Annotated in this window: 23 protein-coding genes; 13 read left to right on the top strand and 10 right to left on the bottom strand. The window is 72.5% G+C overall.

The window, feature by feature from the left end:
- Positions 1 to 67: 67 nt before the first annotated feature.
- Positions 68 to 3,034, bottom strand: coding sequence for an excinuclease ABC subunit UvrA (gene uvrA, locus ACFTXQ_RS19020; RefSeq protein WP_382642177.1), 2,967 nt, complete (start codon positions 3,032 to 3,034; stop codon positions 68 to 70).
- 188 nt (positions 3,035 to 3,222) lie between these two features.
- Here uvrA and ACFTXQ_RS19015 point away from each other — a divergent pair, with 188 nt between their 5' ends.
- The 3 genes from ACFTXQ_RS19015 to ACFTXQ_RS19005 all read left to right on the top strand — a co-directional run bounded on the left by ACFTXQ_RS19015 (position 3,223) and on the right by ACFTXQ_RS19005 (position 6,046).
- The gene (locus ACFTXQ_RS19015; protein ID WP_382642175.1) at positions 3,223 to 3,918 is read left to right on the top strand and encodes a maleylpyruvate isomerase family mycothiol-dependent enzyme; all 696 of its coding nucleotides are present in this window, start codon (positions 3,223 to 3,225) and stop codon (positions 3,916 to 3,918) included.
- 9 nt (positions 3,919 to 3,927) lie between these two features.
- Positions 3,928 to 4,584, top strand: a complete 657-nt coding sequence (locus ACFTXQ_RS19010; RefSeq protein ID WP_382642173.1) for an MBL fold metallo-hydrolase — start codon at positions 3,928 to 3,930, stop codon at positions 4,582 to 4,584.
- A gap of 163 nt (positions 4,585 to 4,747) precedes the next feature.
- Positions 4,748 to 6,046, top strand: coding sequence for an MFS transporter (locus ACFTXQ_RS19005; protein ID WP_382642185.1), 1,299 nt, complete (start codon positions 4,748 to 4,750; stop codon positions 6,044 to 6,046).
- Between the two features lie 14 nt (positions 6,047 to 6,060).
- Here ACFTXQ_RS19005 and ACFTXQ_RS19000 read toward each other — a convergent pair whose 3' ends face one another.
- The 4 genes from ACFTXQ_RS19000 to uvrB form a co-directional block, all read right to left on the bottom strand.
- Positions 6,061 to 7,044, bottom strand: a complete 984-nt coding sequence (locus ACFTXQ_RS19000; protein WP_382642171.1) for a TerC family protein — start codon at positions 7,042 to 7,044, stop codon at positions 6,061 to 6,063.
- 249 nt (positions 7,045 to 7,293) lie between these two features.
- On the bottom strand, positions 7,294 to 9,186 hold the full coding sequence (locus ACFTXQ_RS18995; protein WP_382642170.1) for a TerD family protein: 1,893 nt from the start codon (positions 9,184 to 9,186) through the stop codon (positions 7,294 to 7,296).
- A 28-nt stretch (positions 9,187 to 9,214) separates the two neighbouring features.
- Positions 9,215 to 9,793, bottom strand: coding sequence for a TerD family protein (locus ACFTXQ_RS18990; RefSeq protein ID WP_382642169.1), 579 nt, complete (start codon positions 9,791 to 9,793; stop codon positions 9,215 to 9,217).
- Positions 9,794 to 9,881: 88 nt separating this feature from the next.
- Positions 9,882 to 12,032, bottom strand: a complete 2,151-nt coding sequence (gene uvrB / locus ACFTXQ_RS18985; RefSeq protein WP_382642167.1) for an excinuclease ABC subunit UvrB — start codon at positions 12,030 to 12,032, stop codon at positions 9,882 to 9,884.
- Positions 12,033 to 12,278: 246 nt separating this feature from the next.
- Here uvrB and ACFTXQ_RS18980 point away from each other — a divergent pair, with 246 nt between their 5' ends.
- The 3 genes from ACFTXQ_RS18980 (at position 12,279) to ACFTXQ_RS18970 (ending at position 15,375) form a co-directional block, all read left to right on the top strand.
- Positions 12,279 to 13,193: a glycerophosphodiester phosphodiesterase gene (locus ACFTXQ_RS18980; RefSeq protein WP_382642165.1), complete on the top strand. Its 915-nt coding sequence runs from the start codon at positions 12,279 to 12,281 to the stop codon at positions 13,191 to 13,193.
- A gap of 58 nt (positions 13,194 to 13,251) precedes the next feature.
- The gene (locus ACFTXQ_RS18975; RefSeq protein ID WP_382642163.1) at positions 13,252 to 13,815 is read left to right on the top strand and encodes a methylated-DNA--[protein]-cysteine S-methyltransferase; all 564 of its coding nucleotides are present in this window, start codon (positions 13,252 to 13,254) and stop codon (positions 13,813 to 13,815) included.
- A 252-nt stretch (positions 13,816 to 14,067) separates the two neighbouring features.
- Positions 14,068 to 15,375 (top strand): MFS transporter, encoded by a 1,308-nt coding sequence (locus tag ACFTXQ_RS18970; RefSeq protein WP_382642161.1) that lies wholly within the window; start codon positions 14,068 to 14,070, stop codon positions 15,373 to 15,375.
- Here the strand turns inward: ACFTXQ_RS18970 and ACFTXQ_RS18965 are convergent.
- Positions 15,365 to 15,763, bottom strand: a complete 399-nt coding sequence (locus tag ACFTXQ_RS18965; protein WP_382642159.1) for a cupin domain-containing protein — start codon at positions 15,761 to 15,763, stop codon at positions 15,365 to 15,367. The two genes, ACFTXQ_RS18970 and ACFTXQ_RS18965, sit on opposite strands and share 11 nt — an antisense overlap.
- Before the next feature lie 73 nt (positions 15,764 to 15,836).
- Positions 15,837 to 16,628 carry a methyltransferase domain-containing protein gene (locus ACFTXQ_RS18960; RefSeq protein ID WP_382642157.1) on the bottom strand — a complete coding sequence of 264 codons (792 nt, stop codon included), beginning with the start codon at positions 16,626 to 16,628 and terminating at the stop codon, positions 15,837 to 15,839.
- A gap of 82 nt (positions 16,629 to 16,710) precedes the next feature.
- On the opposite strand from ACFTXQ_RS18960, the gene ACFTXQ_RS18955 reads away from it, so the two are divergent.
- Positions 16,711 to 17,661 (top strand): pseudouridine-5'-phosphate glycosidase, encoded by a 951-nt coding sequence (locus tag ACFTXQ_RS18955; protein WP_382642156.1) that lies wholly within the window; start codon positions 16,711 to 16,713, stop codon positions 17,659 to 17,661.
- The gene (locus ACFTXQ_RS18950) at positions 17,658 to 18,656 is read left to right on the top strand and encodes a carbohydrate kinase family protein (protein ID WP_382642154.1); all 999 of its coding nucleotides are present in this window, start codon (positions 17,658 to 17,660) and stop codon (positions 18,654 to 18,656) included. The genes ACFTXQ_RS18955 and ACFTXQ_RS18950 overlap by 4 nt, the downstream gene beginning before the upstream one ends.
- A gap of 19 nt (positions 18,657 to 18,675) precedes the next feature.
- Here ACFTXQ_RS18950 and ACFTXQ_RS18945 read toward each other — a convergent pair whose 3' ends face one another.
- On the bottom strand, positions 18,676 to 19,326 hold the full coding sequence (locus ACFTXQ_RS18945; protein WP_382642152.1) for a uridine kinase: 651 nt from the start codon (positions 19,324 to 19,326) through the stop codon (positions 18,676 to 18,678).
- A 93-nt stretch (positions 19,327 to 19,419) separates the two neighbouring features.
- Between ACFTXQ_RS18945 and ACFTXQ_RS18940 the strand changes: the two genes are divergently transcribed.
- Positions 19,420 to 20,865 (top strand): WGR domain-containing protein, encoded by a 1,446-nt coding sequence (locus ACFTXQ_RS18940; RefSeq protein WP_382642150.1) that lies wholly within the window; start codon positions 19,420 to 19,422, stop codon positions 20,863 to 20,865.
- Here ACFTXQ_RS18940 and ACFTXQ_RS18935 read toward each other — a convergent pair.
- On the bottom strand, positions 20,818 to 21,207 hold the full coding sequence (locus ACFTXQ_RS18935; RefSeq protein ID WP_382642148.1) for a cupin domain-containing protein: 390 nt from the start codon (positions 21,205 to 21,207) through the stop codon (positions 20,818 to 20,820). The genes ACFTXQ_RS18940 and ACFTXQ_RS18935 overlap by 48 nt on opposite strands.
- Positions 21,208 to 21,349: 142 nt before the next feature.
- On the opposite strand from ACFTXQ_RS18935, the gene ACFTXQ_RS18930 reads away from it, so the two are divergent.
- Positions 21,350 to 22,012 carry a DUF2293 domain-containing protein gene (locus tag ACFTXQ_RS18930; protein WP_382642146.1) on the top strand — a complete coding sequence of 221 codons (663 nt, stop codon included), beginning with the start codon at positions 21,350 to 21,352 and terminating at the stop codon, positions 22,010 to 22,012.
- Here ACFTXQ_RS18930 and ACFTXQ_RS18925 read toward each other — a convergent pair.
- The gene (locus ACFTXQ_RS18925; protein ID WP_382642144.1) at positions 22,009 to 22,608 is read right to left on the bottom strand and encodes a chaplin; all 600 of its coding nucleotides are present in this window, start codon (positions 22,606 to 22,608) and stop codon (positions 22,009 to 22,011) included. The two genes, ACFTXQ_RS18930 and ACFTXQ_RS18925, sit on opposite strands and share 4 nt — an antisense overlap.
- A gap of 196 nt (positions 22,609 to 22,804) precedes the next feature.
- Here ACFTXQ_RS18925 and ACFTXQ_RS18920 point away from each other — a divergent pair, with 196 nt between their 5' ends.
- The 3 genes from ACFTXQ_RS18920 to ACFTXQ_RS18910 all read left to right on the top strand — a co-directional run bounded on the left by ACFTXQ_RS18920 (position 22,805) and on the right by ACFTXQ_RS18910 (position 25,167).
- A complete protein-coding gene (locus ACFTXQ_RS18920; protein ID WP_382642142.1) occupies positions 22,805 to 23,344 on the top strand; it encodes a hypothetical protein in 540 nt (179 codons plus the stop codon).
- Between the two features lie 153 nt (positions 23,345 to 23,497).
- Complete coding sequence (locus ACFTXQ_RS18915) at positions 23,498 to 24,334, top strand: VWA domain-containing protein (RefSeq protein ID WP_382642140.1); 837 nt, start codon at positions 23,498 to 23,500, stop codon at positions 24,332 to 24,334.
- Positions 24,335 to 24,354: 20 nt separating this feature from the next.
- Complete coding sequence (locus ACFTXQ_RS18910; RefSeq protein WP_382642138.1) at positions 24,355 to 25,167, top strand: hypothetical protein; 813 nt, start codon at positions 24,355 to 24,357, stop codon at positions 25,165 to 25,167.
- The last annotated feature ends 3 nt before the right edge of the window (positions 25,168 to 25,170 follow it).

The following is a 25,170-nucleotide window of genomic DNA, read 5'->3' as shown; positions in this document are numbered from 1 at the left end:
GTCCGGGGGCAGAGCCCCCGGCAACGGCGCCGCAGACGAACGCGCGGCACGCCCCCGGCAGCCCGGGCTACGCCTTCCGAGCCCGCGTCTTCTGGGCGGGAACGGTCTTCTTCGCGGCAGCGGCAGCCGTCTTCTTGGCCGGGGCCTTCTTCGCGGCCCCCCGCGCCGGAGGCGCCCCGGCGTCGGAGACCCGGTCCGCCCCCAGGATGTCCCGCAGGAACTTGCCCGTGTGGCTCGCCCCCACCGACGCGACCTGCTCCGGTGTCCCCTCGGCCACCACCAGACCGCCGCCGTAGCCGCCCTCGGGACCCATGTCGATGACCCAGTCCGCGACCTTGATGACGTCGAGGTTGTGCTCGATGACGATCACCGAGTTCCCCTTGTCCACGAGCCCCGACAGCACCTTGATCAGCTTCGAGATGTCCTCGAAGTGCAGACCCGTCGTCGGCTCGTCCAGCACGTACACCGTCCGCCCCGTCGACCGCTTCTGCAGCTCGGAGGCCAGCTTCACGCGCTGCGCCTCACCACCCGACAGCGTCGGCGCGGACTGGCCCAGCCGTACGTACCCCAGCCCGACCTCCGTCAGCGTCCGCAGGTGCCGCGAGATCGTCGGCACCGCCTCGAAGAAGTCCAGCGCCTCCTCGATCGGCATGTTGAGGACTTCCGCGATGGACTTGCCCTTGTAGTGGACCTCCAGCGTCTCCCGGTTGTACCGGTCGCCGTGGCAGACCTCGCACGGGACGTAGACGTCCGGCAGGAAGTTCATCTCGATCTTGATCGTGCCGTCGCCGGAGCAGTTCTCGCACCGGCCGCCCTTGACGTTGAAGGAGAAGCGGCCCGGCAGGTAGCCGCGCACCTTCGCCTCCATCGTCTCCGCGAACAGCTTCCGCACGTGGTCGAAGACACCCGTGTACGTCGCCGGGTTCGACCGCGGCGTCCGGCCGATCGGCGACTGGTCCACGTGCACGACCTTGTCGACGAGGTCGTCCCCGTCCACCCGCGTGTGCCGCCCCGGCACCGAGCGCGCGCCGTTCAGCTCGCGCGCCAGGTGCGTGTAGAGGATGTCGTTGACCAGCGTCGACTTTCCGGAGCCCGAGACGCCGGTCACGGCCGTGAGCACGCCCAGCGGGAAGGACACGTCGATGTCCTGGAGGTTGTTCTCCCGGGCGCCGTGCACGGTGAGCCTGCGCTCCCCGTTCACCGGCCGCCGTACGAGCGGCAGCGGGATGGACCGCTTGCCCGACAGGTACTGCCCGGTCATCGACTCGGCGTTCTTCAGCAGGTCCTTCAGCGCACCGCTGTGCACGACCTTGCCGCCGTGCTCGCCGGCGCCCGGGCCGATGTCCACGACCCAGTCCGCCACCTTGATGGTGTCCTCGTCGTGCTCGACCACGATGAGCGTGTTGCCCATGTCCCGCAGCCGCACCAGGGTCTCGATCAGCCGGTGGTTGTCCCGCTGGTGCAGGCCGATGGAGGGCTCGTCCAGTACGTAGAGCACCCCGACCAGGCCGGAGCCGATCTGCGTCGCGAGGCGGATGCGCTGGGCCTCGCCACCGGACAGGGTGCCGGCGGCCCGGTTGAGCGAGAGGTAGTCGAGGCCGACGTCCACGAGGAAGCGGAGCCGCTCGTTGACCTCCTTCAGGACCCGCTCGGCGATCTTCTTGTCACGGGCGTCGAGCCGCATCCGGCCGAGGAAGTCCGCGCACTCGCTGATCGACATGGCGGCCACCTCGGCGATGGACTTCTCCATCACCGTCACCGCGAGCACGATCGGCTTGAGCCGGGTGCCCTCACAGGTCGGGCAGGGCACCTCGCGCATGTAGCCCTCGAAGCGCTCGCGGCTGGCGTCGCTCTCCGACTCCGCGTGCCGCCGCTTGACGAACGGCACGGCGCCCTCGAAGGCCGTGGTGTAGGCCCGCTCGCGCCCGTACCGGTTGCGGTAGCGGACCTCGATCTGCGTCTTGTGCCCGTAGAGCAGGGCCTTCTTCGCGCGCAGCGGCAGTCCGGCCCAGGGGATGTCGGTCCGGAAGCCCAGTTCGCCGGCGAGCGCGCCGACCAGCCGCTGGAAGTAGTCCTTGGTGTGGCCGAGCGACCACGGCGAGACCGCGCCCTCGTCGAGGGACTTCTCCTCGTCCGGAACGATCAGCTCCGGGTCCACCTCCATGCGCGTGCCGATGCCGGTGCACTCGGGGCAGGCGCCGAAGGGCGAGTTGAAGGAGAAGGAGCGCGGCTCCAGCTCCTCGAAGGACAGGTCGTCGTACGGGCAGTAGAGGTGCTCGGAGTACATCCGCTCACGCTCGGGGTCGTCCTCGGCGAGGTCGACGAAGTCCAGGATGACCATGCCGCCGGAGAGGCCGAGGGCGGTCTCCACCGAGTCGGTGAGCCGGCGCTTGGCGCTGTCCTTGACGGTGAGGCGGTCGATGACCACCTCGATGGTGTGCTTCTCCTGCTTCTTCAGCGTGGGCGGCTCGGACAGCTGGATGGTCTGCCCGTCCACGCGCGCCCGGCTGTAGCCCTTGGTCTGGAGGTCGGAGAAGAGGTCGACGAACTCGCCCTTGCGCTCGCGCACCAGCGGCGAGAGCACCTGGAAGCGGCTGCCCTCGGGGAGCGCGAGCACCTTGTCGACGATCGCCTGCGGCGACTGGCGGGAGATGGGGCGCCGGCACTCGGGGCAGTGCGGCTTGCCGATGCGGGCGAAGAGGAGGCGGAGGTAGTCGTAGACCTCGGTGATGGTGCCCACGGTCGAGCGCGGGTTGCGCGAGGTCGACTTCTGGTCGATGGAGACGGCCGGGGAGAGGCCCTCGATGAAGTCGACGTCGGGCTTGTCCATCTGCCCGAGGAACTGGCGGGCGTACGACGAGAGCGACTCGACGTAGCGGCGCTGGCCCTCGGCGAAGATCGTGTCGAAGGCCAGGGAGGACTTGCCCGACCCGGAGAGTCCGGTGAAGACGATGAGTGAGTCGCGGGGCAGGTCGAGCGAGACGTTCTTGAGGTTGTGCTCGCGAGCGCCACGAACGATGAGACGGTCGGTCACGCCGGTCCGCACCTTTCTTGAGAGAGCCGGGGGGCACGGGCCCCCGTCCCAGGGTATGGGGGGCGCCACTGCGGTGGAGTTGGAGTCTGGACTTCGAGCGTATAGCACGCACATTCGATTTACGGCACTCCGCAGACCTCTTCACCCGATCGTGTGGCCGCGACCCGGCAGCCACTAGGCTCGCCGTCATGACTGATCATGTGCACGACCTGCGATCTGTACGTGAAGCCACGGAGCGACTGCTGACCGCGGTCGCGAAACTGGACGACGCCGCCCTGACCGAGCAGTCACATCTGCCCGGCTGGACCCGGGGCCACATCCTGGCCCACCTCGCACGCAACGCCGACGCCCTCGTGAACGTCCTCGAAGGCCGTCCCATGTACGAGAGCGCCTCGGCACGCGACGCGGACATCGAGCGCGACTCCGGTCGGCCCCTGGAAGAACACCTGGCGGACCTCCGTGATTCCGGGGCCCGCTTCCTCGCCACCGCCGAGCCCGCCCAGGACTGGTCCCGCACGGTCGAGCTGCGCAACGGCGTCACCGACCTGGCCTCGAACGTACCCTTCCGCCGCTGGGTCGAGGTCGCCCTGCACCACGTCGACCTGAACATCGGCTACGAGCTCGCCGACCTCCCGGACGAGTTCACCGATCGCGAGATCACCTTCCTCGCCGACCGCTGGTCCGGGCGCCCGGAGGTTCCGCCGGTGACCCTGAAGACGTACCACGACGACCGCGTCTGGCACACGGGCGGCCCCGAGGGCACCCCCGTGATCCTGGTCGGCCCGCCCGACGAGCTGCTCGGCTGGCTGGCCGGCCGCGGCCTCCAGGGCGCCCACCTCTCCCTCGAGGCCGGGGACGGCCTCCCCGAGCTCCCCCCGCTCTAGGATCAGGACATGACGTACACCGGAGAGGTCAAGGTCGGCGGTCCGGCCGACGTGCACGAGCTCGCGGACCTGATGATTTCCAAGGTCGCGGTGGGTTCGATGAACAACAACGCCTACCTGCTGCGCTGCCGGGCCACCGACGAGCAGCTGCTCATCGACGCGGCCGCCGAGGCCACCACCCTGCTGAGCCTGATCGGCGACGACGGCATCGCGTCCGTCGTCACCACCCACCGGCACGGCGACCACTGGGGCGCGCTCCAGGAGGTGGTCGCGGCGACCGGGGCGCGGACGTACGCGGGCGCCCTCGACGCCGAGGGCATCCCGGTGCCCACCGACGTGGCGGTGGCGGACGGGGACACGATCCAGGTCGGCCGGGTCAAGCTGACCGCCCGCCACCTGGTCGGACACACTCCCGGCTCGATCGCCCTGATCTACGACGACCCGCACGGGCACGCGCACGTCTTCACCGGCGACTGCCTCTTCCCCGGCGGCGTCGGCAACACCTGGGGCGACCCGAAGGCCTTCGCCAGCCTGATCGACGACGTGGAACACAAGCTCTTCGACCAGCTGTCGGACGAGACCTGGGTCTACCCGGGACACGGCAACGACACCATGCTCGGCGCCGAGCGGCCGCACCTCGCCGAATGGCGCGAGCGCGGCTGGTAGAGCCCCGCCATCCGTCAACTTCGGTACGCGATGCACTCCTTCCGGTCGATAGGGGCCGAACTCACGTCCTGAGGGACGGGGAAGGGGTATTTGCTGCATCATGCAACAAGACCCCGCCCCGTCCCCCGAGCCCTCCCGGCCCGGCGCCGCAGGCCACCCGGGCATGCTGCGGCTCGCCTCGGCCGCGCTCGCCGGGACCGCCATCGAGTTCTACGACTTCTTCGTCTACGGGACCGCTGCCGCGCTCGTGCTCGGCCCGCTCTTCTTCCCGTCCTTCTCCCCGCTCGCCGGCACCCTGGCCGCCTTCGGCACCTTCGGCGTCGGCTTCCTCGCCCGCCCCCTGGGCTCGGCGCTCTTCGGCCACATCGGCGACCGGCACGGCCGCCGCCCGGTGCTCCTGGCCTCCCTGCTGCTCACGGGCCTCGCCACGGTCGCCGTCGGCTGCGTGCCCACGTACGGCTCGATCGGCACGGCAGCCCCCGTACTGCTGCTCCTGCTGCGCTTCCTCCAGGGCCTCGGACTCGGCGGCGAGTGGGGCGGCGCGGTGCTGCTGACCGCCGAGCACGCCCCCGAGCGGCGCCGGGGCCTGTGGTCGAGCTTCCCGCAGATCGGCCCGGCGGTGGGCTTCCTGCTCGCCAACGGCATCGTCCTCGCGCTGTCCGCGACGCTGACCGACGCCCAGTTCACCGCGTGGGGCTGGCGGGTGCCGTTCTGGGCGGCCGGGGTACTGGCGCTGGCCGGGCTGTGGCTGCGGCGCTCCGTCGAGGAGACCCCGCAGTTCCGGGCACTGGCCGACACGGGCCGCCGGGCCGAGGCCCCGCTGTCCGAGGTGGTCCGCGGCCACTGGCGGCTGCTCCTGCTGACCGGCGGGGCGCTCGCCGTCGGGTACGCCGTCTTCTACGCGGTCACCACCTGGTCCCTCGCGTACGCCACCGAGCACCTCGGCGCGGGCCGCAGCGTCATGCTGGCCTGCATCATGGCGGCGGTCGCCCTCAAGGGCCTGGCGACTCCGCTGGTGGCGCTGCTGGGCGACCGCTACGGCCGGCGTCCCCTGTGCCTGATCGGCTGCACGGCCTGCGCGCTGTGGATGTTCCCGTTCGTGGCCCTGCTGCGCACGGCGGAGCCGTTGCTGATGACACTGGGCTTCGTGGGGGCCCTGTTCGGCATGGTCACGATGTTCGCCGTGGTGGGTGCGTACCTGCCGGAGCTGTACGCGCCGCGGATCCGCTGCACGGGCGCGGCCGTCGGCTACAACCTGGGCGGCGTGCTGGGCGGGGCGCTGACCCCGATCGTGGCGACGGCGCTCGCGGACGGCTCGGGGCCGCCGTGGGGGGTCGCCGCGTACCTGAGCGGGATCGCCCTGCTCAGCCTGGGCTGCTTCGCGCTGCTTCCCGAGACCAATCCGGCGGTCGTACGGACGCGGCCGGGGGCGGCGGCCGAAACGGCCACCGCCCCCGCCTAGACGCGCGGGCCCGCTCAGGCGTCGATGCTCTCCGGGCGGGCGGCGGCCTCGGCCGCCGCCTGCTTCTTCGAGGCCATCAGGCTGGTGATCGTGGTGATGACCAGGACACCGCAGATGACGCCGAGGGAGACGGGGATCGAGATCACCGGGACGTGCACGCCGTTCTCGTGGAGGGCGTGCAGCACCAGCTTGACGCCGATGAAGCCGAGGATGATCGACAGGCCGTAGCTGAGGTGGACCAGCTTCTTGAGCAGGCCCCCGATGAGGAAGTACAGCTGGCGCAGGCCCATGAGGGCGAAGGCGTTGGCCGTGAAGACGATGTACGGGTCCTGGGTGAGGCCGAAGATCGCGGGGATCGAGTCCAGGGCGAACAGTACGTCGGTGGTGCCGATGGCGAGCATGACGACCATCAGCGGGGTCAGGACGCGCTTGCCGTTGTTCCGGATGAAGAGCTTGGTGCCGTGGTACTTGTCGGCGACGCCGAACTTCTTCTCGACGGACTTGAGGAGACGGTTCTCCTCGAACTCCTCGTCTTCGTCGTCCTTGCGCGCCTCCTGGATCAGCTTCCAGGCGGTGTAGATCAGGAACGCGCCGAAGATGTAGAAGACCCAGGAGAAGCTGGCGATGATCGCGGCGCCGGCCGCGATGAAGACCGCGCGCAGCACGAGGGCGATCAGCACGCCCACGAGCAGCACGCGCTGCTGGAGGTGCGAGGGCACCGCGAACTTCGCCATGATCAGGACGAAGACGAAGAGGTTGTCCACGCTCAGCGACTTCTCGGTGATGAAGCCCGCGAAGAACTCCTGCGAGGCCTGGCCGTTCCCGAAGAACCACAGGCCGAGGCCGAAGAGTGCGGCGAGGACGATCCAGACGACCGTCCAGGTGCCTGCTTCCTTGATCGATACGTCGTGAGGTTTGCGGCCGATGAAGAAATCGGCGCCGATGAGGAGGGACAGACCAAGAATGGTCAGCGTCCACAGGGTCCAGGAAACTTCCACGGTTGACACGCCTCCGGCGGATGGCTCAGCACTTCGTCAGCGTCATCGCTGCCGGAGGTCTCTTCCACCCGGGCGACCTGGAGGCCGTGGGCCGGCGCCCCGGGACCGACTGGGTTCGTGTGACCGAACCGGTCCGTATTGACGGGCACGCCGTAGCAGGAAAGCAGGAATACTCCCCTCCGCGCTCACCAGGGTACCCGCCAAGGTCGGAAAAGGTAAAGAGAATGCCAAGTACCGGTCATCGGAAAGTCATCGACCGGTGCGCCGGACCTCCGCCACCCGCTCCAGGGCCAGGTCGAGGACGCGGCTCCCCTGCGGGGGCAGGTCCGGTTCGAAAGTCCAGGCGTGGTGGACCCACGGGTCGGCGAGGTGGTTGTCCGGCACCGGGGACAGCCGCATCAGCGAGCGCCACAGCGGATCCAGCAGCGGCCCGTAGGCCGAGGCCTCGTCACGGTCCGCGACCATCAGCAGGTGCACGCCGACCGCCGGCCCCTCGTCGGCGAGGTAGCGCAGACGGGTGACGGCCCGGTCGTCGAAGCCGTGCGGGAAGTCGTGCACGATCAGCAGCTGCTCGGCCGTGTCCACATCCGGCGGCAGGTCCTCGGGAGCACCGGCCCGCAGCGCCATCTGTACGAGGTCCACCCGGCGGGTCAGCCGCTCCAGGGTCTCGGAGACCCCGGCGGCCCCGGCGGCGGGCGGCCCGGCCAGCACCCCGGCGCGCACGAGCGGCGCCAGCGAGGCGGCACCGGCCCCGGCCGCGTCGATGACGTGGACGGAGATCCGGTCGCCGGGGTGGACCGCGAGCAGCCGTGCCGCGTGGGCGACGGCCATGTCCATGGCGGCCCGGCGCAGCCGGTCGGTGTCCATGGCCATCGCTGCCTCGGAGCCGGTGCGCCCGTTGTCGATCCACAGCCCGCGCTCCAGCGGGAGCCGCACGAGCATGGGGATGCGCAGATCGGGCCGCTCGGGCAGGTGCAGGTCCCCCAGGCGCAGGGCCAGCGGGCCCTCCTCGGGCAGCCGGTGGGCGTGCCAGACCGGGTTGTCCCAGCGGGCGTACGAGGCGGGCAGCGCGGGCTCGACCACCTCGCACTCGGCGGTGAGCTGCGCGAGGTCCCGGTCGAGGACGGCCTGGGCCTGGGCGACGAGCTCGTCGCGGCGGGCCCGGGCGGTGTCGCGGGCGGCGTTGCCCGATCCGCCGAGGCGGTGGCGCGGGTCGGACAGGGCCTCGTCGAGCTCGCGGTCCATCCGGGAGTCGGCGAATTCGACGGCGCCCCGGTAGGCGGCGACGGTGCGGGCCAGGTCCTCGAACATGCCCCAGACCTGGTTGTAGAGCCGCTCGTCCATGGACCAGCCGCTGGCGTCCCCGGCGACGGGGCGCGGGGGCTGCCCGGGCTCCGCCGGCTGCTCGGCCCGCGGCGCGGGCTCGGGCGGCTCGGTGCTGGTGCGGCGGCGGCGCGGGTGGGCGTAGTTGATGGTCCCGTCGGCCCCGATCGCGGGAGACGGCGCGGCCTCGGGAGCGGGCGAGGGCTCGGGGGCCGGGCCCGGGGTACCCGCGTACGGGACTCCGGACACGGGGACCGGGTCGGGTGCCACCGGGGCGGCGACGGACGCGTCCACGCGCGCCGCCAGTTCGGCGGCGGCGGGCGCGCTGAGCCCGTGGTCGGCGAACAGGGCGGCGAGGCCGCCGGCGTAGCCCTGGCCGACGGCACGGACCTTCCAGGCCCCCTGGCGCCGGTAGAGCTCCAGGGCGACGACGGCGGTCTCCGCATCCAGCCCGGTCAGGGTGTACTCGGCGATCTCCGTGCCGTCTGCTCCCGCGACGGCGATGTGCGAGGCCGCGACGGCCCCGAAGCGGGCCGGGCCGCCGGGCGGCAGGGAGAGCAGGACGCCGACCCGGTGCACCGCGGCGTCCACCGCGTCCAGGTCGACGGCGAACCGGTGCCGGTCGGCGGATCCGTCGGACGCCTCCACCCCTGGGAGGGCGTGCGCACCGGGGTGCGCGATTCCCTCCGGGCCCGTCACGGCTCCCCGCTCGTCGCCGAGCGAGGCCAGGGCGAGCACCGGTGTGCCCGCCGAGACCGTGATCCGCACCTTGTGTTCGGGCAGGGCGTGGTTCTGCCCCCGGACCAGTTCGGCCGCCATCGTCCCGTCTCCCCCCGTGTTTCTTCGCCTACAGGTGCGGCAGGATCGCCGGCATCAGGTCCTGGAACGTGCGGCCGTTGGCCGGGTTGCCCAGGGCCGTCATCTTCCAGCCTCCGCCGGCGCGGGACACCTTCGCCATGATCTGCGCGGTGTACTGGCCGCCGCCGTCGAGGGTGTAGCGGGCCAGCTCCTGGCCGTTGGTCTCGTCGACGATGCGGCAGAACGCGTTCTGCACCTCCTGGAACGTCTGGCCGGTGAAGGAGTTCACCGTGAAGACGATCTGGTCGATGTGCACCGGCACGCGCTGGAGGTCGACGAGGATGGACTCGTCGTCCCCGCCCTGGCCGGCGCCGCCGACGAGGTTGTCACCGGTGTGCCGGACCGAGCCGTCGTCGCTCTGCAGGTGCCGGAAGAAGACCACGTCCACCGGCTGCTTGTCGGCGAAGAGCACCGCCGAGGCGTCCAGGTCGATCTCCCTGGTCCGCGAGCCGAACAGCCCGCGGCGCTTCGCCGCCTGCCAGCCGAGTCCCATCCGGACCGCGGTCAGCGTGCCCCCGTCCGCCTTCTGCAGACTGATGGCCTGACCCTTGGTCATGTTGACCGTCACGCGGTGTCCCCTCTCATAAGCCCGCCCCAATAACGAGCGCGCAGCGTGTACCTGCGGCCGTGCACCAACCCTACTGACAGGCTCCCGGTCAGGCGAGGCCCGCTTCCTTCATCTGCCGCAGCTCCTTCTTCAGCTCGCCGACCTCGTCCCGGATCCGGGCCGCGACCTCGAACTGCAGCTCCGCGGCCGCCGCCCGCATCCGCTCGGTCATCTGCTCGATGAGCGAGGCCAGTTCCGCGGCGGGCCGGTCGGTGAGCACCTCGGTGCCCTTCGCCGCGCCCTTGGTGCCCTTGGCGCCCTTTCCGGCCGCCTTCGCCTTGGCCCCGAGCGCCGGCACCGGGGCCTGGGCCCCCTTGCCGTCCTTCGCCTGCCGGTATCCGGTGCCCAGGAGCTCCTCGGTGTCGAGCTCCTCGCGGGCGATGGTGGCGACGATGTCGTTGATCTTCTTGCGCAGCGGCTGCGGGTCGATGCCGTTCGCCGTGTTGTAGGCGACCTGCTTCTCCCGGCGGCGGTTCGTCTCCTCGATCGCCTGGGCCATCGCCGGGGTGACGGTGTCGGCGTACATGTGGACCTGGCCGGAGACGTTGCGCGCCGCGCGGCCGATGGTCTGGATCAGCGAGGTGCCGGAGCGCAGGAAGCCCTGCTTGTCGGCGTCCAGGATCGCCACCAGGGACACCTCGGGCAGGTCGAGGCCCTCGCGCAGCAGGTTGATGCCCACCAGTACGTCGAACTCGCCGGACCGCAGCTCGCGCAGCAGCTCGATGCGGCGCAGGGTGTCCACGTCGCTGTGCAGGTAGCGGACCTGGATGCCGAGCTCCAGGAAGTAGTCCGTGAGGTCCTCGGCCATCTTCTTGGTGAGGGTGGTGACCAGGACCCGCTCGTCCTTCTCGACGCGCTGACGGATCTCGTGCACCAGGTCGTCGATCTGGCCCTCGGTGGGCTTGACGACGACCTCGGGGTCGACGAGGCCGGTGGGGCGGATGATCTGCTCGACGAAGCCGTCGCCGCGCGAGAGCTCGTACTTGCCGGGGGTCGCCGACAGGTAGACGGTCTGGCCGATCCGCTCCTGGAACTCCTCCCACTTCAGCGGGCGGTTGTCGAGCGCGGACGGCAGGCGGAAGCCGTGGTCGACCAGGGTCCGCTTGCGCGAGGCGTCGCCCTCGTACATGGCGCCGATCTGCGGCACGGTCACGTGCGACTCGTCGATGACGAGGAGGAAGTCCTCGGGGAAGTAGTCGATGAGGGTGTTGGGCGCGGAGCCGCGCTCGCGGTCGTCCATGTGCAGCGAGTAGTTCTCGATGCCGGAGCAGGACCCGATCTGGCGCATCATCTCCAGGTCGTAGGTGGTGCGCATGCGCAGCCGCTGCGCCTCCAGCATCTTGCCCTGCTTCTCCAGCTCCGTGAGGCGCTCGGCCAGCTCGGCCTCGATGCCGCGGATCGCCTTCTCCATGCGCTCCGGGCCGGCGACGTAGTGGCTGGCGGGGAAGACGTACAGCTCGCGGTCCTCGCTGATGACCTCGCCGGTCAGCGGGTGCAGGGTGGAGAGGGCCTCGATCTCGTCGCCGAACATCTCGATGCGGACGGCCAGTTCCTCGTAGACCGGGAAGATCTCGACGGTGTCGCCGCGCACCCGGAAGGTGCCACGGGTGAAGGCCATGTCGTTGCGGGTGTACTGGATGTCCACGAAGCGGCGCAGCAGCTGGTCCCGGTCGATCTCCTCGCCCACCTTGAGGGGGACCATCCGGTCGACGTACTCCTGCGGGGTGCCGAGGCCGTAGATGCAGGAGACGGAGGCGACCACGACGACGTCGCGCCGGGTGAGGAGCGAGTTCGTCGCGGAGTGGCGCAGCCGCTCCACTTCCTCGTTAATGGAGGAGTCCTTCTCGATGTACGTGTCCGACTGCGGGACGTAGGCCTCGGGCTGGTAGTAGTCGTAGTACGAGACGAAGTACTCGACGGCGTTGTTCGGCAGCAGCTCGCGGAACTCGTTCGCGAGCTGGGCGGCGAGCGTCTTGTTCGGCGCCATCACCAGCGTGGGGCGCTGGAGCTTCTCGATCATCCAGGCGGTCGTGGCCGACTTGCCGGTGCCGGTCGCACCCAGCAGGACGACATCCTTCTCACCTGCACGGATGCGCTTCTCCAGCTCGGCGATGGCCGCCGGCTGGTCGCCGCTGGGCTGGTAGGAGCTGACGACCTCGAAAGGCGCCACCGTGCGTTCGATCTTCGATACGGGCCGCATGAGTCAACCGTACGACCCCCCACTGACACTCACGCAGCCGCGCCGCTCCGCGAGGCTCCGGCGGGTCCGGACGCGCCCGGCAAATCTCATCCCTTCTGGTCCGTTTGTCGTAGTTCGGTGGCGGCCCGGTGATCTTCAACCCCATGATCGCGGTGAAGGCCCCGCCGTGAAGTACATCGCCGCAACGTCTGCCGCTCCGCACCCGTCTGACGCAGGAACAGGGTTCACGACCCGAGGAGAACGCACATGTACGTCCGACCCGCCGCCGCGGCCGCCGCCGCATTCCTGGGCTTCACCCTCACCCTGCTGGGCGGGACGGCTTCGTCCGCCGCCGCCCCCACCGGCTCCGGATCCGCCACCGCCACCGGCCGGGCGGCACTGGGCGGGCCCGTGGTGTACGCCCACCGGGGGGCCTCCGCGTACGCCCCGGAGAACACCCTCGACGCGATCGACCTGGCGATGCGGCTGGGCATCGACTGGGTCGAGAACGACGTGCAGCGCACCAAGGACGGCGAGCTGGTGGTGATCCACGACGACACCCTGGCCCGGACCACCGACGTCGAAGAGGTCTTCCCGGACCGCAGGCCCTGGCGGGTCAAGGACTTCACGGCGGCGGAGATCGCCCGCCTGGACGCGGGCAGCTGGTTCGACGAGGAGTTCGCGGGCGCCCGGGTGCCGACCCTGCGGGAGTACATGAACCGGGTGCAGCGCAACCAGCAGCGGCTGCTGCTGGAGATCAAGAAGCCGGAGCTCTACCCGGGCATCGAGGAGCAGACCCTGCAGCTGCTGGGCGAGCTGGGCTGGCTCGACGAGCGCCACGTGACGGAGCGCCTGGTGGTGCAGAGCTTCAGCGCCGACAGCGTACGCATCGTGCACGGTCTGCGACCGGAGCTCGTGACGGCCTTCCTGGGCACCCCGACGGTGGCGGACCTGCCGAAGTACGCGCAGTTCACCGACCGGATCAACCCGTGGCACACGACGATCTCGGAGGAGTGGGTCACGGCGGTGCACGACCTGCTGGGCGCCCACGGCAAGGCCATGGAGGTGGACACCTGGATCGTGGACGACGCCGCGACCGCCCGGAAGGTGCAGGCGATGGGGGTGGACGGGATCATCACCAACGCCCCGGACGTCGTGCAGGAGGCGGTCGGCGGGTTCTGAGCCCGCCGGCGGCCACCGCCGCGGGGTCGCTGTCGGTCCTCCGCCGTACGGTGGACGGGTGGACAGCACCGAGCGGCCGCGCGGGCCGCACCTCGAATGGACCGTCGTCGCCTCCGGCGTCGGGCCCCTCCTCCTGGCGGCGACCCCCGAGGGTCTGGTCCGGGTCGAGTTCCATGCCGGGCCGGAGCGGGTCGAGGCCATGATCGGCCCGCTCGTCTCCCGGCTCGGCGCCGACGCCGTACGGCCCGCGCCGGGCGAGGAGGTGCTGCTGGCCGAGCCCATACGCCAGCTGGCCGCGTACTTCTCCGGTGCGCTGCGGCGCTTCGACCTGCCGCTGGACTGGCGGCTCAGCTCCGGCTTCAACCGGCAGGTGCTCCAGGAGCTCGACCGCTCCGTGCCGTACGGAGCGGTTGTCGGCTACGGGGAGCTGGCCGCCCGCGTCGGCCAGCCGGGCGCCGCGCAGGCCGTCGGCAACGCCATGGGGTCCAATCCGCTGCCGCTGGTGGTGGCCTGCCACCGGGTCGTGGAGAACGACGGGGGCATCGGCGGCTTCGGCGGCGGCATCGAGACCAAGCGGCTGCTGCTCGCCCTGGAGGGCGTGCTTCCGCAGCCGCTGTTCTGAGGGGTGCCGAGTGCGCGGCGCGAGCGGCAGGGTGCGGGCGGGCCGGGGTGCACGGCCTGCGCGGGCGGCGGGCCGGACCGCCCCGCGGGCACCTTCCGCCCCGGCGGCGGCCGAGGCGCGCAGCCGCGGGCGCCGAATTCCGGTTCCGCCACGCGGTAAGGGGTGGCACACTGCCGCGGTGACTACCTCCGCCGCACCGCCCGGTCCGCCCTCCCGCGCCCCCCAGGCGCCCCCGCAGAGGAGGTGTACGGCGTGACCGCCACACCCGGCACGGACCGGACCGCTCCGCCGTCCGGCCTCCCGGACCTGGCCCGGCTGCAGCGCCGCACCTCCGCGGTGCTCATCGCCAGCCAGATCCTCGGCGGGCTGGGCGTGCCCATCAGCATCGCCCTGGCCCCCGTCCTCGCGACCGAGATCAGCGGCACCGAGGCCATGTCCGGCCTCGCCTCCACCGCCGCTGTGATCGGCACCGCCCTGGTCTCGCTGCCGCTCGCCGCGCTGATGACCGCCCGCGGCCGCCGCCCCGGGCTGGTCCTGGCGTACGCGATCGGGGCCACCGGCGCGGCCCTGGTCGTCCTCGCCGCCACCGTCAAGAGCCTCCCGCTGCTCCTGCTCGGCATGGCCGCCTTCGGCGCCGCCTCCTCCGCCAACCTCCAGGCCCGGTTCGCCGCCGCCGACCTCGCCGCCCCGGACCGCCGGGCGCGGGCCATCTCCGTCGTCGTGTGGGCGTCCACCATCGGCGCGGTGCTCGGGCCCAACCTGTCCGCCCCGGCCAGCCGCAGCTTCGCCGGGACCTCCATACCCGAGACGGCGGGCCCCTTCGTGTGGGCCGCCGCCGTCTTCGTCCTCACCGGCACGCTGATCGGCGTGCTCCTGCGGCCGGACCCGCTGCTGACCGCCCGTGCGCTGGCGGCGCCCGAGGAGCAGACCCGCGAGGGCCGCTCGCTGCGCGCGGGGTTCGCCGCCGTGAAGGCCTCCCCGCGCGCTCGGCTGGCCCTCGTCACCGTCGCCGTGTCCCACACCACCATGGTCTCGATCATGGTCATGACCCCGATGGACCTGGGCCACCACGGCGCCGGCCTGCAGCTCATCGGGCTGGTCATCAGCGTGCACATCGCCGGCATGTTCGCCTTCTCGCCGGTCATGGGCTGGCTCGCCGACCGGCTCGGCAGGCTGTCCGTCATCGGCCTCGCCGCCGGGCTCCTGTCGCTCGCCGCGCTGCTCGCCGGGACCGCCTCCGGGAACCATGCGCAGAGCGGCGCCGGGCTGTTCCTGCTCGGCCTCGGCTGGTCCGCGGGGATGGTGTCCGGTTCGGCGCTGCTGACCGACTCGGTCCCGCAGCCCGCCCGCGCCGCCGTACAGGGCCTGAGCGACCTGACCATGAACACGGCCGCGGGCGTGGGCGGCGCCTCCGCCGGCCTGGTGATGGCCCAGGCGGGCTACGGCTGGCTGAACGCCATCGGCGCCGGCCTGCTGCTGCCGCTGGCGGCGCTCGCGCTGTTCACCGCCCGCCGCCACCCCGCGACGCCGCCCGCGCCCGCGAAGGGGGTCAGTAGCTGATGTGGTAGGCCTTGCGGAGCGTCTCGTGCACGGTCCAGGTCGTCCTGTCGCCCTCCCGGAGCACGCACGCGCTGCCGGGGCCCACCTCCAGGGTCGCGCCGCCCTCGACCTCGATCGTGGCGCGGCCGCTGACCACCACGAACAGCTCGTTGGCCTCGACGTCGGTGACCACGCCCGGGGTGATCTGCCAGATCCCGCGCACCTGCCTGCCGTCTGCCGACTCCCACAGCACCCTGCCCGTCACCACGGGCTCGCCGGAGACGATCTGGTCGGGGTCGAGGTCTTCGGCCTCCAGCTCGGAGTCGGGGAGGTCGGGTACGGAGACGGCGAAGGAGGCGGGGGCCGGCCCGGCAGCCGCTGCCTGTGCTGCGTGATCACTGGTGCTCATGGCGCGCCAGCCTAATCCGGCCCGGCCGCGCGGCGCGGTGAGCGGAGCGTCCAGCAACCGCCCCGCCGGGGAGTCACCCTGTCCAGTCCGCCCGCCCGCCTCGGTCGGGCCGCCTGGCGGCGAGGACCGGCTGGTGGAACCCGGTGTCCTCCGGCGCGTGCCAGACCGTGTCCCGGAAGCCCTCCTGCCGGGCGAACTCCGCGGTCCGCTCCTCCGGCAGCGCCCAGTACGTCGCGCTCGACGTCCGCGTGGTCCAGGTGTCGCCGGTCGGCAGCAGCTGGAAGAGCTCCAGGTCGTACCGTTCCCCGTCGGCGTGCCAGTGCCACAGCTGGAAGGTGACCGTCCGCCCCTCGGGCCCCTTGCGCACGTGCGGGGCCTCGCTCTGCGGCCGGGCCCGGCGCAGCTGGGTGTACGGGCGGGTGGAGAGCAGGAGCAGGCCGCCGGGGCGCAGGACCCGCAGGGTTTCGGCCAGTGCGGCGCGGACGTCCGTGGCCGTCAGGAGGTGCGGCAGGGCGTTGTCGGCGCAGACCACGGCGTCGAAGGAGGCGTCCGCGAAGGGCATGGCCCGCATGTCGGCGGCCGCGACGGGCAGGGTGAGCCCCCGCCCCGCGGCCTCCCGCGCGGCGCGTGCGGCCGAGACGGGACTGAGGTCGGCCCCCGTGACCCGGTGGCCCAGTGCCGCGAGGCCCAGGGCCTGGGTGCCGATTCCGCAGGCGCTGTCGAGGACCGTGTGCGGGCCCGGGCCCAGTGCGGCGGTGAGCAGGGCGTCGAGGGCCCTGCCCTGACGGGCCGTGCCCGCGTCCCAGTCCGCGTACAGGAGGTCGTACCGGTCGGCCAGTTCGTCGTAGAAGCCCCGCGTGTCCATGGGGGAACGCTACTCGGACAGGTTGGGGCGGCTGGGGCGGGAGCGCGTTTGGGGGCGTCAATCCCGTGCCATGGATGGGGACATGTCACAGCACACAGCAGCAACTGCATCCCTGTCCGGCGGACCGGTGGCCCTGTCCGAAGAGGTGCGCGAGGCGCTCGCCCGGCGCAGGCCCGTGGTGGCCCTGGAGTCGACGATCATCGCGCACGGTCTGCCGCGCCCCCGCAATCTGGCGGTGGGCCTCGAACTGGAGGATCTGGTCCGGTCGGAGGGTGCGGTTCCGGCGACGATCGCGGTCCTCGACGGGGTCGCGTACGCGGGCCTGGACAAGGCGCAGCTGGAGCGGATCGCGGGCGGGGAGGGGGTGCGCAAGCTCGGCCACAGGGATCTGGCGCCCGCGCTGGCGGCCGGGGCTACGGGGGCGACGACCGTGTCCGCGACGGCCTTCCTGGCGGCGCGGGCGGGCCTGCGGGTCTTCGCGACGGGCGGGCTGGGCGGCGTACACCGGGAGTGGACGCAGACGCAGGACGAGTCGGCGGACCTCTCGCTGCTGGCACGGACGCGGATCACGGTGGTGTGCGCGGGGGTGAAGTCGATCCTGGACGTGCCGGCCACGCTGCAGCGGCTGGAGACGCTCGGGGTGGGGGTGCTGGGGTACCGGACGCAGCGCTTCCCCGGGTTCTACCTGGCCGATTCGGGCGAGCCGGTGGACTGGACCGCGCAGGGGCCGGAGGAGGTCGCGGCGGTGATGGCCGCTCAGGACGCGCTGGGCGGACCGGAGTCGGCGCTGCTGGTGGCCAATCCGGTGGCGGAGGCGGAGCAGCTGGATCCGGAGCTGCACGACCGGGTGCTGGCGCAGGCGCTGGCGGAGTGCCGGGAGCGGGGGATCACCGGGCAGGCGGTGACCCCGTTCCTGCTGGGGTTCCTGGTACGGGCGACGGGCGGGGCCTCGCTGGAGGCGAACCTGGCGGCCGTACGGGGCAACGTGCGGCTCGGGGCCGGGATCGCGGGGGCCTGGGCGGCGCGGGCATGAGCGGGACGGGCCGCGCCGACGGGCACGGGACCGGCCGGGGCGCGGCAGACGGAGGGGACGACTCCGGCACGGGCGGCGCGGGCACCACGGGCCGCCCCGGCGGGCCGGGGGCGCTGCTGATCGTCGGGGACGTGGTGACCGACGTGGTGGCGGTGCACCCGGAACCACTGGCTCCGGCCACTGACACGGCCGCCCGGATCCGGACCCTGCCCGGCGGCGCCGGGGCGAACGCGGCCTGCTGGGCGGCGCAGACGGGGGCCGCGGAGGTACGGCTCCTCGCCCGCGTGGGCACCGAGTCCGCGCGCTGGCACGAGCGGGCGCTGGTGGACGCGGGGGTGCGGCCGCGGCTGGTGGTCGACCGCGAGGAGCCGACCGGGACGGTGGTCGCGCTGGTCGGCAAGGACGCGGAGCGGACCTTCCTGACGGACAGCGGGGCCGCGCTGCGGCTGTGCCCCGCCGACTGGCATCCCTCCCTGCTCGACGGGGTGGCCCATCTCCACCTGTCCGGCTACCTCTTCTTCGCCGACAGCAGCCGGGAGCTGGCCCTGATCGCGCTGCGGGCGGCCCGGAGCCGGGGGATACCGGTGAGCGTGGACCCCGCCTCGGCCGGATTCCTGATCACGCTGGGCCCGCGCCGGTTCCTCGACGCCGTGGCGGGGGCCGACGTACTGCTGCCGAACGAGGACGAGGCGCGGCTGCTCGCCGGGCTGCCGGAGCCCGCCGGACTGGCCCGGGCGGCGGCGGAGCTGAGCCGCCGGATACCGCTGGTGGTGGTCACGCGGGGCGCGGCCGGGGCGCTGGTCGCCGAGCGGGGCCGGATCACCGCCGAGGTCGCCGCGGAGGCGGCCGACGCGGTGGACTCCACCGGCGCCGGGGACGCGTTCACCGGCGGCTTCCTCGCGGCCCGCCTGGCGGGTGCGGACCCGGCGGAGGCCGCCCGCGCCGGCTGCCACACCGCGGCGCTGGCCGTCACCCGGCTGGGTGGCAGGCCCTGACACGCCGGCCCCGGGTGGGTCACCCGCCCCCGCGGATGCCGGTCCAGGCGGGATGGCGGGGGTCGTCGGCCCGGACCAGTACGTCGGCGGCCGATGACGGGTCGGTGTCCGCCTCGTAGCGGGCGAAGGCGGGCAGGGTCCAGCGTGCGGACTCCTCGGTGCGGCGGGCGAGCGCGCCCGGGGAGAGCCGGATGTGGACGCTGAGGTCGAAGGGGAACCAGTGGCCCAGCAGGAGCGGGCCGTGCACGATCACCACGCCGCCGGGCGGGAGTTCGGTGTACGGGCTGCGGGTGGCCCGGTCGGTCGCCGGGTCCCACAGGTCGGGCAGCACCCGCCCGGTGCCGCCGGGGTCCGTGGGGCCGAACACCTCCCGCCAGAGCGCGGCGGTGTCGTACCAGCCGCCGAGGTACGAGTGCACGTCCTCGCGGCCGAACTCGAAGCGGAGGGAGGCCGGCCGCAGGAAGCCCTCGGCCTGCACCACCAGGACCGACCGACCGCGCGCCCGCAGGGCGTCGGCGAGCTCCCCGGCGAGCGTGCCGGTGCCGGCGGCCGGGGCTCCGTCGATGCCCACCCGCTGCCAACCTCCCTGTTCGGGGCGGGTGCCGGGGTCGTCGAGGTGACCGGCGAGCCGCTCGGCCATCCGCTGCCATGTGATCGCTTCCAGCTGCACCAGCCCATTGTCAGTGGTGGCCCGTAGCGTTTTTCACGAGGGATCACCGGCGGAACGGAAGCCGGTGGCCCGGCCTTTGGGGAGGGGTCTGTCATGGCTCGGGAGACGACGTATCTGGAGCTGTCGCAGGACGACGGCGCGGCGCACAAGTTCTACGAGGTGACGCTCGACGGCACCGCCGTCTCGGTGCGGTACGGGCGCATCGGCGCGGCCGGCCAGCTGCAGAGCTCCTCGTTCCCGACCACCGACAAGGCCCGGGCGGCGGCCGCGAAGAAGATCGGGGAGAAGGTCCGCAAGGGGTACGCGCCGGCGGTGCCCGGGCAGCGCGCCGCGCGGTCGGTGACCCGCCGCCAGGTCACCTCGGCTCCGTCGACGGCGCGGGCCGTGGCGCCGGTGCTGTGGCGCTTCCGGACGGGCTCGTCGGCGTTCGGGATCCACGTGGACGAGGACCGCTGCTGGGTCGGCAACCAGGCGGGCGATGTGTACACGCTGAGCCACGGCGGTGAGGTGCTGGCCCGCTACTCCCTGCCGGACGGGGTGAAGTGCCTGGTGGCGGACGAGTTCTGGATATACGCGGGCTGTGACGACGGCACGGTGTACGACCTGTCGTCGAAGGTGCCGTTCGGGGCGTACGACATAGCGGCGGATGTGGACATCTTCTGGCTCGACATCCGCGAGGGCGTGCTGAACGTGTCCGACCGCAGCGGCGGTCTGACGGTCATCGACCACGAGGACGAGTTCCAGTGGTCGCGCCGCTCGGCCGGCACCAACGCCTGGATGGTCCGGGCGGACGAGCGGGCCGTCTACCACGGGCACAGCAAGGGGGTCACGGCGTACGCCCCGGACGGCGGGCGGGAGTTGTGGCACGCCGAGACCGACGGCAACGTGCTGTTCGGCTGGCAGGAGGAGCACGCGGTGTATGCGGGCACCGGGCGCAAGACCGTACAGCGGCTGTCGAAGGCGACCGGCGCGGTGGAGGCGACGTACCGGTGCGATGCGGCGGTGTACTCGTGCGCGACCTCCCCGGACGGCCGGCACGTCTTCGCGGGCGACCTCGCCTCGTCGGTGTACTGCTTCGACGCGCAGGGGCGCCGGCTGTGGAAGCTGGGTACGGGCAGCGGGGCGGCCCTGTCCATGCAGTATCTCGACGAGCGGCTGTACCTGGTCACCACGGACGGTTCGCTGGTCTGCGTGGACGCGAGCGAGCAGGCGATCGCGGCGGCCCGGCAGGGATCGGTGCCGGCCGCGGTGGACGTGAAGTCGGCGGCCGCGCTGCCCGTGTACACCCCTGCGGCCTCGCCCGCGGCGGTGGCGACCGTCTCGGTGGCCTCGGCTCCGGCGGGCGGTGTGGTGGTGGAGTGCGTCCAGCAGGGCGGCCGGATGCGGGTGCAGGTGGTGTCGGGGGGCTTCGAGCCCGGCTGGAACGTGCAGTTCCCGCGCGGGATACGGGAGGTGGGCGCCCGGTACGTGGTCGACGGGCTGCACGCTGCCTCAGGAGGCTTCTACCGGGTGCGCGGGGAGATACGCCGGCTGGTGTGAGCCGCACCTGCACCTGCGGGCGGGGGCGGGTATGGACAGGGGGTCGTCCTCGGCCAGGGCGCAGGTCACGTAGAGCACGACGGGCTCGGTGCCCAGGTTGCGCCCGAGGTGGATGTGCCGGAGGCCGGCCGGCTCGACGAAGCTGGAGCCGGCGTCGTGCACCACGACCGTGCGGTCGCGCAGGATCCGGGTCAGCGTCCCGGATTTGACCAAGGCAATCAGCGGCACCCTGTGGTAGTGCCAGCCGGTGCATCCGCCGGGTTCTATGACGATCTCCCGGCCCACGAGATCGCCCGAGGCCACCGCCCCCGGAGGTCGTGCCGTCGCCTGCCGTCCACCCATGTCCCCCTCCTCCACGGGCCGACCGTGCCGCCCGCTGGCGCCACGGTAGGTGGGCATCCGGCCATCCAGGGGAAGTTGGTCAAACAGCAACCTCCGCCCGGCTCCAGGTGATAGACGGCCCGGGCGGCGGTATCACACCGGTATGAGCCTGGTGGTGTTCGAGTCCCAGAAGCAGATCCACTGCGCGGAGTGCCGGCAGGGCCCGCTCCGGCACCTGGTGCGCGAGGCGGGCGTGCCGCGCTGCCTGGACTGCGCCGATCTCGGGCACCTGGTCTACCTCCCGCGCGGGGACGCGGCGCTGACCCGCCGTTCCCGCGAGGGGAGTTCGCTCTGCGCCGTCGTCCTGCGCTTCAACCGGCGCCGCCGCCGCTACGAACGCCTGGGCCTCCTCGTCGAGGATGCCGCCCTGGCCCGGGCGGAGCGCGCCTGCCTCGCGGACGCCGAGGCGCGGGCGCGGCGCCGGGAGCGTGACCGGCTGCGCCGCGCGGCCGAGGACACCCGGTTCACGGCGGCCTTCGCCGCCGAGATCGTGCGGCTGTTCCCCGGGTGTCCGGCCGACCGGGCCGTGGCGATAGCCACCCACGCCTCGGTGCGCGGCAGCGGGCGGGTGGGCCGTACGGCGGCCGGCCGGGCCCTCGACGAACTGGCGGTCTCGGTCGCGGTACGGGCTGCCGTGCGCCACACCGACACCGAGTACGACGCCCTGCTGATGGCCGGCGTCCCGCGCTTCGCGGCCCGGGCCCGGCTGGCGGCGCAGATCGACGCCGTCCTGGACGGCTGGCGCGCCCTGCCGGAAACGGCCTAGGCGATCCGGAAGCGGCGGTAGAGGAGCACGCCGCCCAGGAGCAGGGCTCCCCCGCCGGGGATCAGGTAGCCGACGCCGTCGGCTCCGGTGTGCGCGAGGGACCCGCCGGGCCGCGGCGGGGCGGGCGGCGGGGTCACCGGCCGCTCGGTGACCGACGGCTGGGGCGGCTTGCCGCCGGTGGGGGGCTGCCCGTTGACGGAGGTGTTCCCGTGGGAGCCGTTGCCGACGCCGACGACGCTCACCGCATTGCCGCTGATGTTCACGGGCACGTCGACCGGCAGCTGGAGGCCGTTGCCCGACAGCAGCCCGGGCGAATCCTTTCCGCGCCCGTCCGCGACGGCTCCGCCGCCGTTGCCGGCCCCGGGTTTCGCCTGGTGCGAGGGATGGGGCGACGGTTGCGAGGGCCCCGGCTCCGGACTCCCGTTCGTACAGCGGTTCCCTGCGGCAGAGTTGAGCACGCCGACCACGCTCACGGTGTTCCCGCACACGTTCACCGGGACGTGCACCGGCAGTTGCACCAGATTCCCGGACAGCAGTCCCGGAGACCGTTCGGCCCGCCCGCTCGCGTCCGCGTCGGCGTGAGCCAGTCCGCCCACACCCGCGACCGCCAGCCCGCCTCCCGCAACCACCGCCGCGATCAAGCCATTCCGACGACTGTGACGCATCAGTTTTCCTGCCTTCCGGAGGGTTTCGCGGGCGTCGCGCCCGCACCGGAAACAACGCGCCCAACCCATTCGGGTTATAGAGCCGGTAGGCATTTCACTCCATCGTGTACTGGGTAGTGCGTACTTCATGACTGAACGACCGCTGCTCCTCCTCGACGTGGACGGCCCGCTCAACCCCTTCCGCGCACCCTTCGCCCGCCTGCGCGGCTACACGAGCCACCGGATGAAACCGGACGTCTGGCTCTCCTACCGCGACCCGGAATCCCGCAGCGCCCGCCGCGGCGCACTGGTCCGGCTCCACCCCTCCCACGGACCCCGGCTGCTGGCCCTGCCCTTCGAACTCGCCTGGGCCACCGCCTGGACGCACCAGGCCAATACGCTGATCGCCCCGCACATCGGACTACCGGGTGATCTGCCCGTCGTCGAATGGCCGGAACTCTTCGCCCGCGACCCGGACGGCCTCTCCTGGAAGACCCGCGCCCTCCTCGACTGGGCGGGCGGCCGTCCCTTCGCCTGGGTCGACGACATGATCACCCCGGCCGACCGGGCCTGGGTCGCCGCCCACCACCCGGCCCCGGCCCTCCTCCTGCGCATCCATCCCCGCCACGGCCTGCGCGACCGCGACTTCGGCACTTTGACCCGCTGGGCGGCCGGACTGGCCGGATAGCGAGGGTCCGTACCGGAAGATCAAGATTCGCCCCTGGGGGTCCCCGCCGTCGCCCTAACATCGCCCGTGGGGGATCTCGGCACGCGTGCCGGCCGGTGTGACGTCGGGTCCCCCGCCGGAACGACCCCTTCGCCACCTCGTCAGGAGTTCCAGGTGCCCTACACCGCCGAGATCAGCCGCAGCAATCCGACGAGCATCATCTTCCTTGTCGACCAGTCGACATCGATGAGCGACCCCATCGGTGGCGAGGTCCCCCAGCAGAAGGCCGATGTCGTCGCCGATGCGATCAACCGGCTGCTGACGGAACTGTCCATCAAGTGCGCCAAGGAAGAGGGCGTGCGCGACTACTTCCACGTCGCGGTGATCGGGTACGGCGCGAACGTCGGCTCGGCCTTCGCCGGCTCGCTGGCGGGCCGGGACATCGTGCCGCTGAGCGAGGTCGCGGACCATCCCGCCCGCGTCGACCAGCGCAGCAAGAAGGTCCCGGACGGCGCCGGCGGCCTCGTCGAGACCAGCGTCAACTTCCCCCTGTGGATGGACCCGGTCGCCCACGGCGGCACCCCCATGAACCGCGCCCTGAAGTACGCCGAGAACCTGGTCGCCGGCTGGACCGAGCGCTACCCCGCGAGCTTCCCGCCCATCGTCATCAACCTGACCGACGGCGAGTCCACCGACGGCGACCCCTCCGCCGCGGCCGATGCCATCACCTCCCACGCCACCGCCGACGGCGCCGCCCTCCTGTTCAACCTGCACGTCTCGGCCGCGGGCGGGACTCCGACCGCGTTCCCCGACAGCGCCGACGGTCTGCCCGACAGCTACGCCCGCACCCTCTTCGGCATGTCGAGCCCGCTGCCGAGCCACATGCGCTCGTACGCCGCCTCGCAGGGGCAGCGGGTGAGCGAGACGACCCGCGGGTTCGTCTACAACGCGGACATCACCACGATCGTCCAGTTCCTGGACATCGGCACCCGCGCCACCGAGCTGCGGTGAACGCGGCGCCACCACCCTGCATGTACGTCACGCGCCTGGTGGTGCCCAAGCACGGGAGCTCGGAAGCGGAGTGCGAGGACGCCGTCGCCGTGCTCCCGGCCTGCACCCATGACGACATGCTCCGCACTCCCCTGACCGCGGGCGTCTGCGACGGCGCCACGGAGAGCGTGCTGGCCAAGGACTGGGCCCGGATCCTGTCCCGGGCGGCGGCCGCGGCGGCCCTGGACCGGCCCGAGGTCATGGCGGGCGGTGCGGCGTTCGAGGAGTTCGCGGCGGGCGCCGTGGCGCAGTGGGAGCCGTGGCTGGAGACGTACACGCTGGCCCGTGCCGAGGAGGGCCGGCCGCTGAAGTGGTACGAGCAGGCGAAGCTGGGCGCGGGCGCGTTCGCGACGCTCCTGGCCGTCCGCGTCGACCCCGGGCCCGGGCCCGCGGCGGCCTGGCGCTGGCGGGCGGCCGCCCTGGGCGACAGCTGCCTGTTCCACATGCGCGAGAACCGGCTGCTGAGCTCGTTCCCGGTGCAGCGGCCGGAGGAGTTCGGCACCACGCCCGACCTGTTCGGCAGCCGCAACCACGACACCGTGCTGCTGAGGGAGCGCACCCGGTTCACCGCGGGCGACGCCCGGCCCGGCGACCGGCTGCTGCTGATGACCGACGCCCTGGCGGCCTGGTTCCTCACGGCCCCGGACCCCACCTCAGCCCTCTACGAACTGCAGGAATTCTCCGGGCCGGACGACCTGGAACGGTTCACGGAGTGGATCACGGGGCTGCGGGAGCGCCAGGTCCTGCGCAACGACGACGTGGCCGTCGTACGGATCGACTTCGAAGGGCGGTGAACC

Origin of the sequence: Streptomyces sp. NPDC057010 (assembly GCF_042673805.1) — a bacterium.
Lineage (GTDB): Bacteria > Actinomycetota > Actinomycetes > Streptomycetales > Streptomycetaceae > Streptomyces.
The sequence above is the reverse complement of the archived record's forward strand: the minus strand, read 5'-3'. Positions and strand labels throughout refer to the sequence as shown.

What these genes read in the sequence shown, in the direction of transcription:
- ACFTXQ_RS18930 (WP_382642146.1), top strand. Translation starts at nt 21,350, where the DNA reads ATGAGCCTGGTGGTGTTCGAGTCCCAGAAGCAGATCCACTGCGCGGAG.
- ACFTXQ_RS18965 (WP_382642159.1), bottom strand. Translation starts at nt 15,763, where the DNA reads ATGAGCACCAGTGATCACGCAGCACAGGCAGCGGCTGCCGGGCCGGCC.
- ACFTXQ_RS18980 (WP_382642165.1), top strand. Translation starts at nt 12,279, where the DNA reads ATGTACGTCCGACCCGCCGCCGCGGCCGCCGCCGCATTCCTGGGCTTC.
- ACFTXQ_RS19010 (WP_382642173.1), top strand. Translation starts at nt 3,928, where the DNA reads ATGACGTACACCGGAGAGGTCAAGGTCGGCGGTCCGGCCGACGTGCAC.
- ACFTXQ_RS18940 (WP_382642150.1), top strand. Translation starts at nt 19,420, where the DNA reads ATGGCTCGGGAGACGACGTATCTGGAGCTGTCGCAGGACGACGGCGCG.
- ACFTXQ_RS18935 (WP_382642148.1), bottom strand. Translation starts at nt 21,207, where the DNA reads ATGGGTGGACGGCAGGCGACGGCACGACCTCCGGGGGCGGTGGCCTCG.
- ACFTXQ_RS18910 (WP_382642138.1), top strand. Translation starts at nt 24,355, where the DNA reads ATGTACGTCACGCGCCTGGTGGTGCCCAAGCACGGGAGCTCGGAAGCG.
- uvrB (WP_382642167.1), bottom strand. Translation starts at nt 12,032, where the DNA reads ATGCGGCCCGTATCGAAGATCGAACGCACGGTGGCGCCTTTCGAGGTC.
- ACFTXQ_RS18960 (WP_382642157.1), bottom strand. Translation starts at nt 16,628, where the DNA reads ATGGACACGCGGGGCTTCTACGACGAACTGGCCGACCGGTACGACCTC.
- ACFTXQ_RS19005 (WP_382642185.1), top strand. Translation starts at nt 4,748, where the DNA reads ATGCTGCGGCTCGCCTCGGCCGCGCTCGCCGGGACCGCCATCGAGTTC.
- ACFTXQ_RS18920 (WP_382642142.1), top strand. Translation starts at nt 22,805, where the DNA reads ATGACTGAACGACCGCTGCTCCTCCTCGACGTGGACGGCCCGCTCAAC.
- ACFTXQ_RS18955 (WP_382642156.1), top strand. Translation starts at nt 16,711, where the DNA reads ATGTCACAGCACACAGCAGCAACTGCATCCCTGTCCGGCGGACCGGTG.
- ACFTXQ_RS18995 (WP_382642170.1), bottom strand. Translation starts at nt 9,186, where the DNA reads ATGGCGGCCGAACTGGTCCGGGGGCAGAACCACGCCCTGCCCGAACAC.
- ACFTXQ_RS18950 (WP_382642154.1), top strand. Translation starts at nt 17,658, where the DNA reads ATGAGCGGGACGGGCCGCGCCGACGGGCACGGGACCGGCCGGGGCGCG.
- ACFTXQ_RS19015 (WP_382642175.1), top strand. Translation starts at nt 3,223, where the DNA reads ATGACTGATCATGTGCACGACCTGCGATCTGTACGTGAAGCCACGGAG.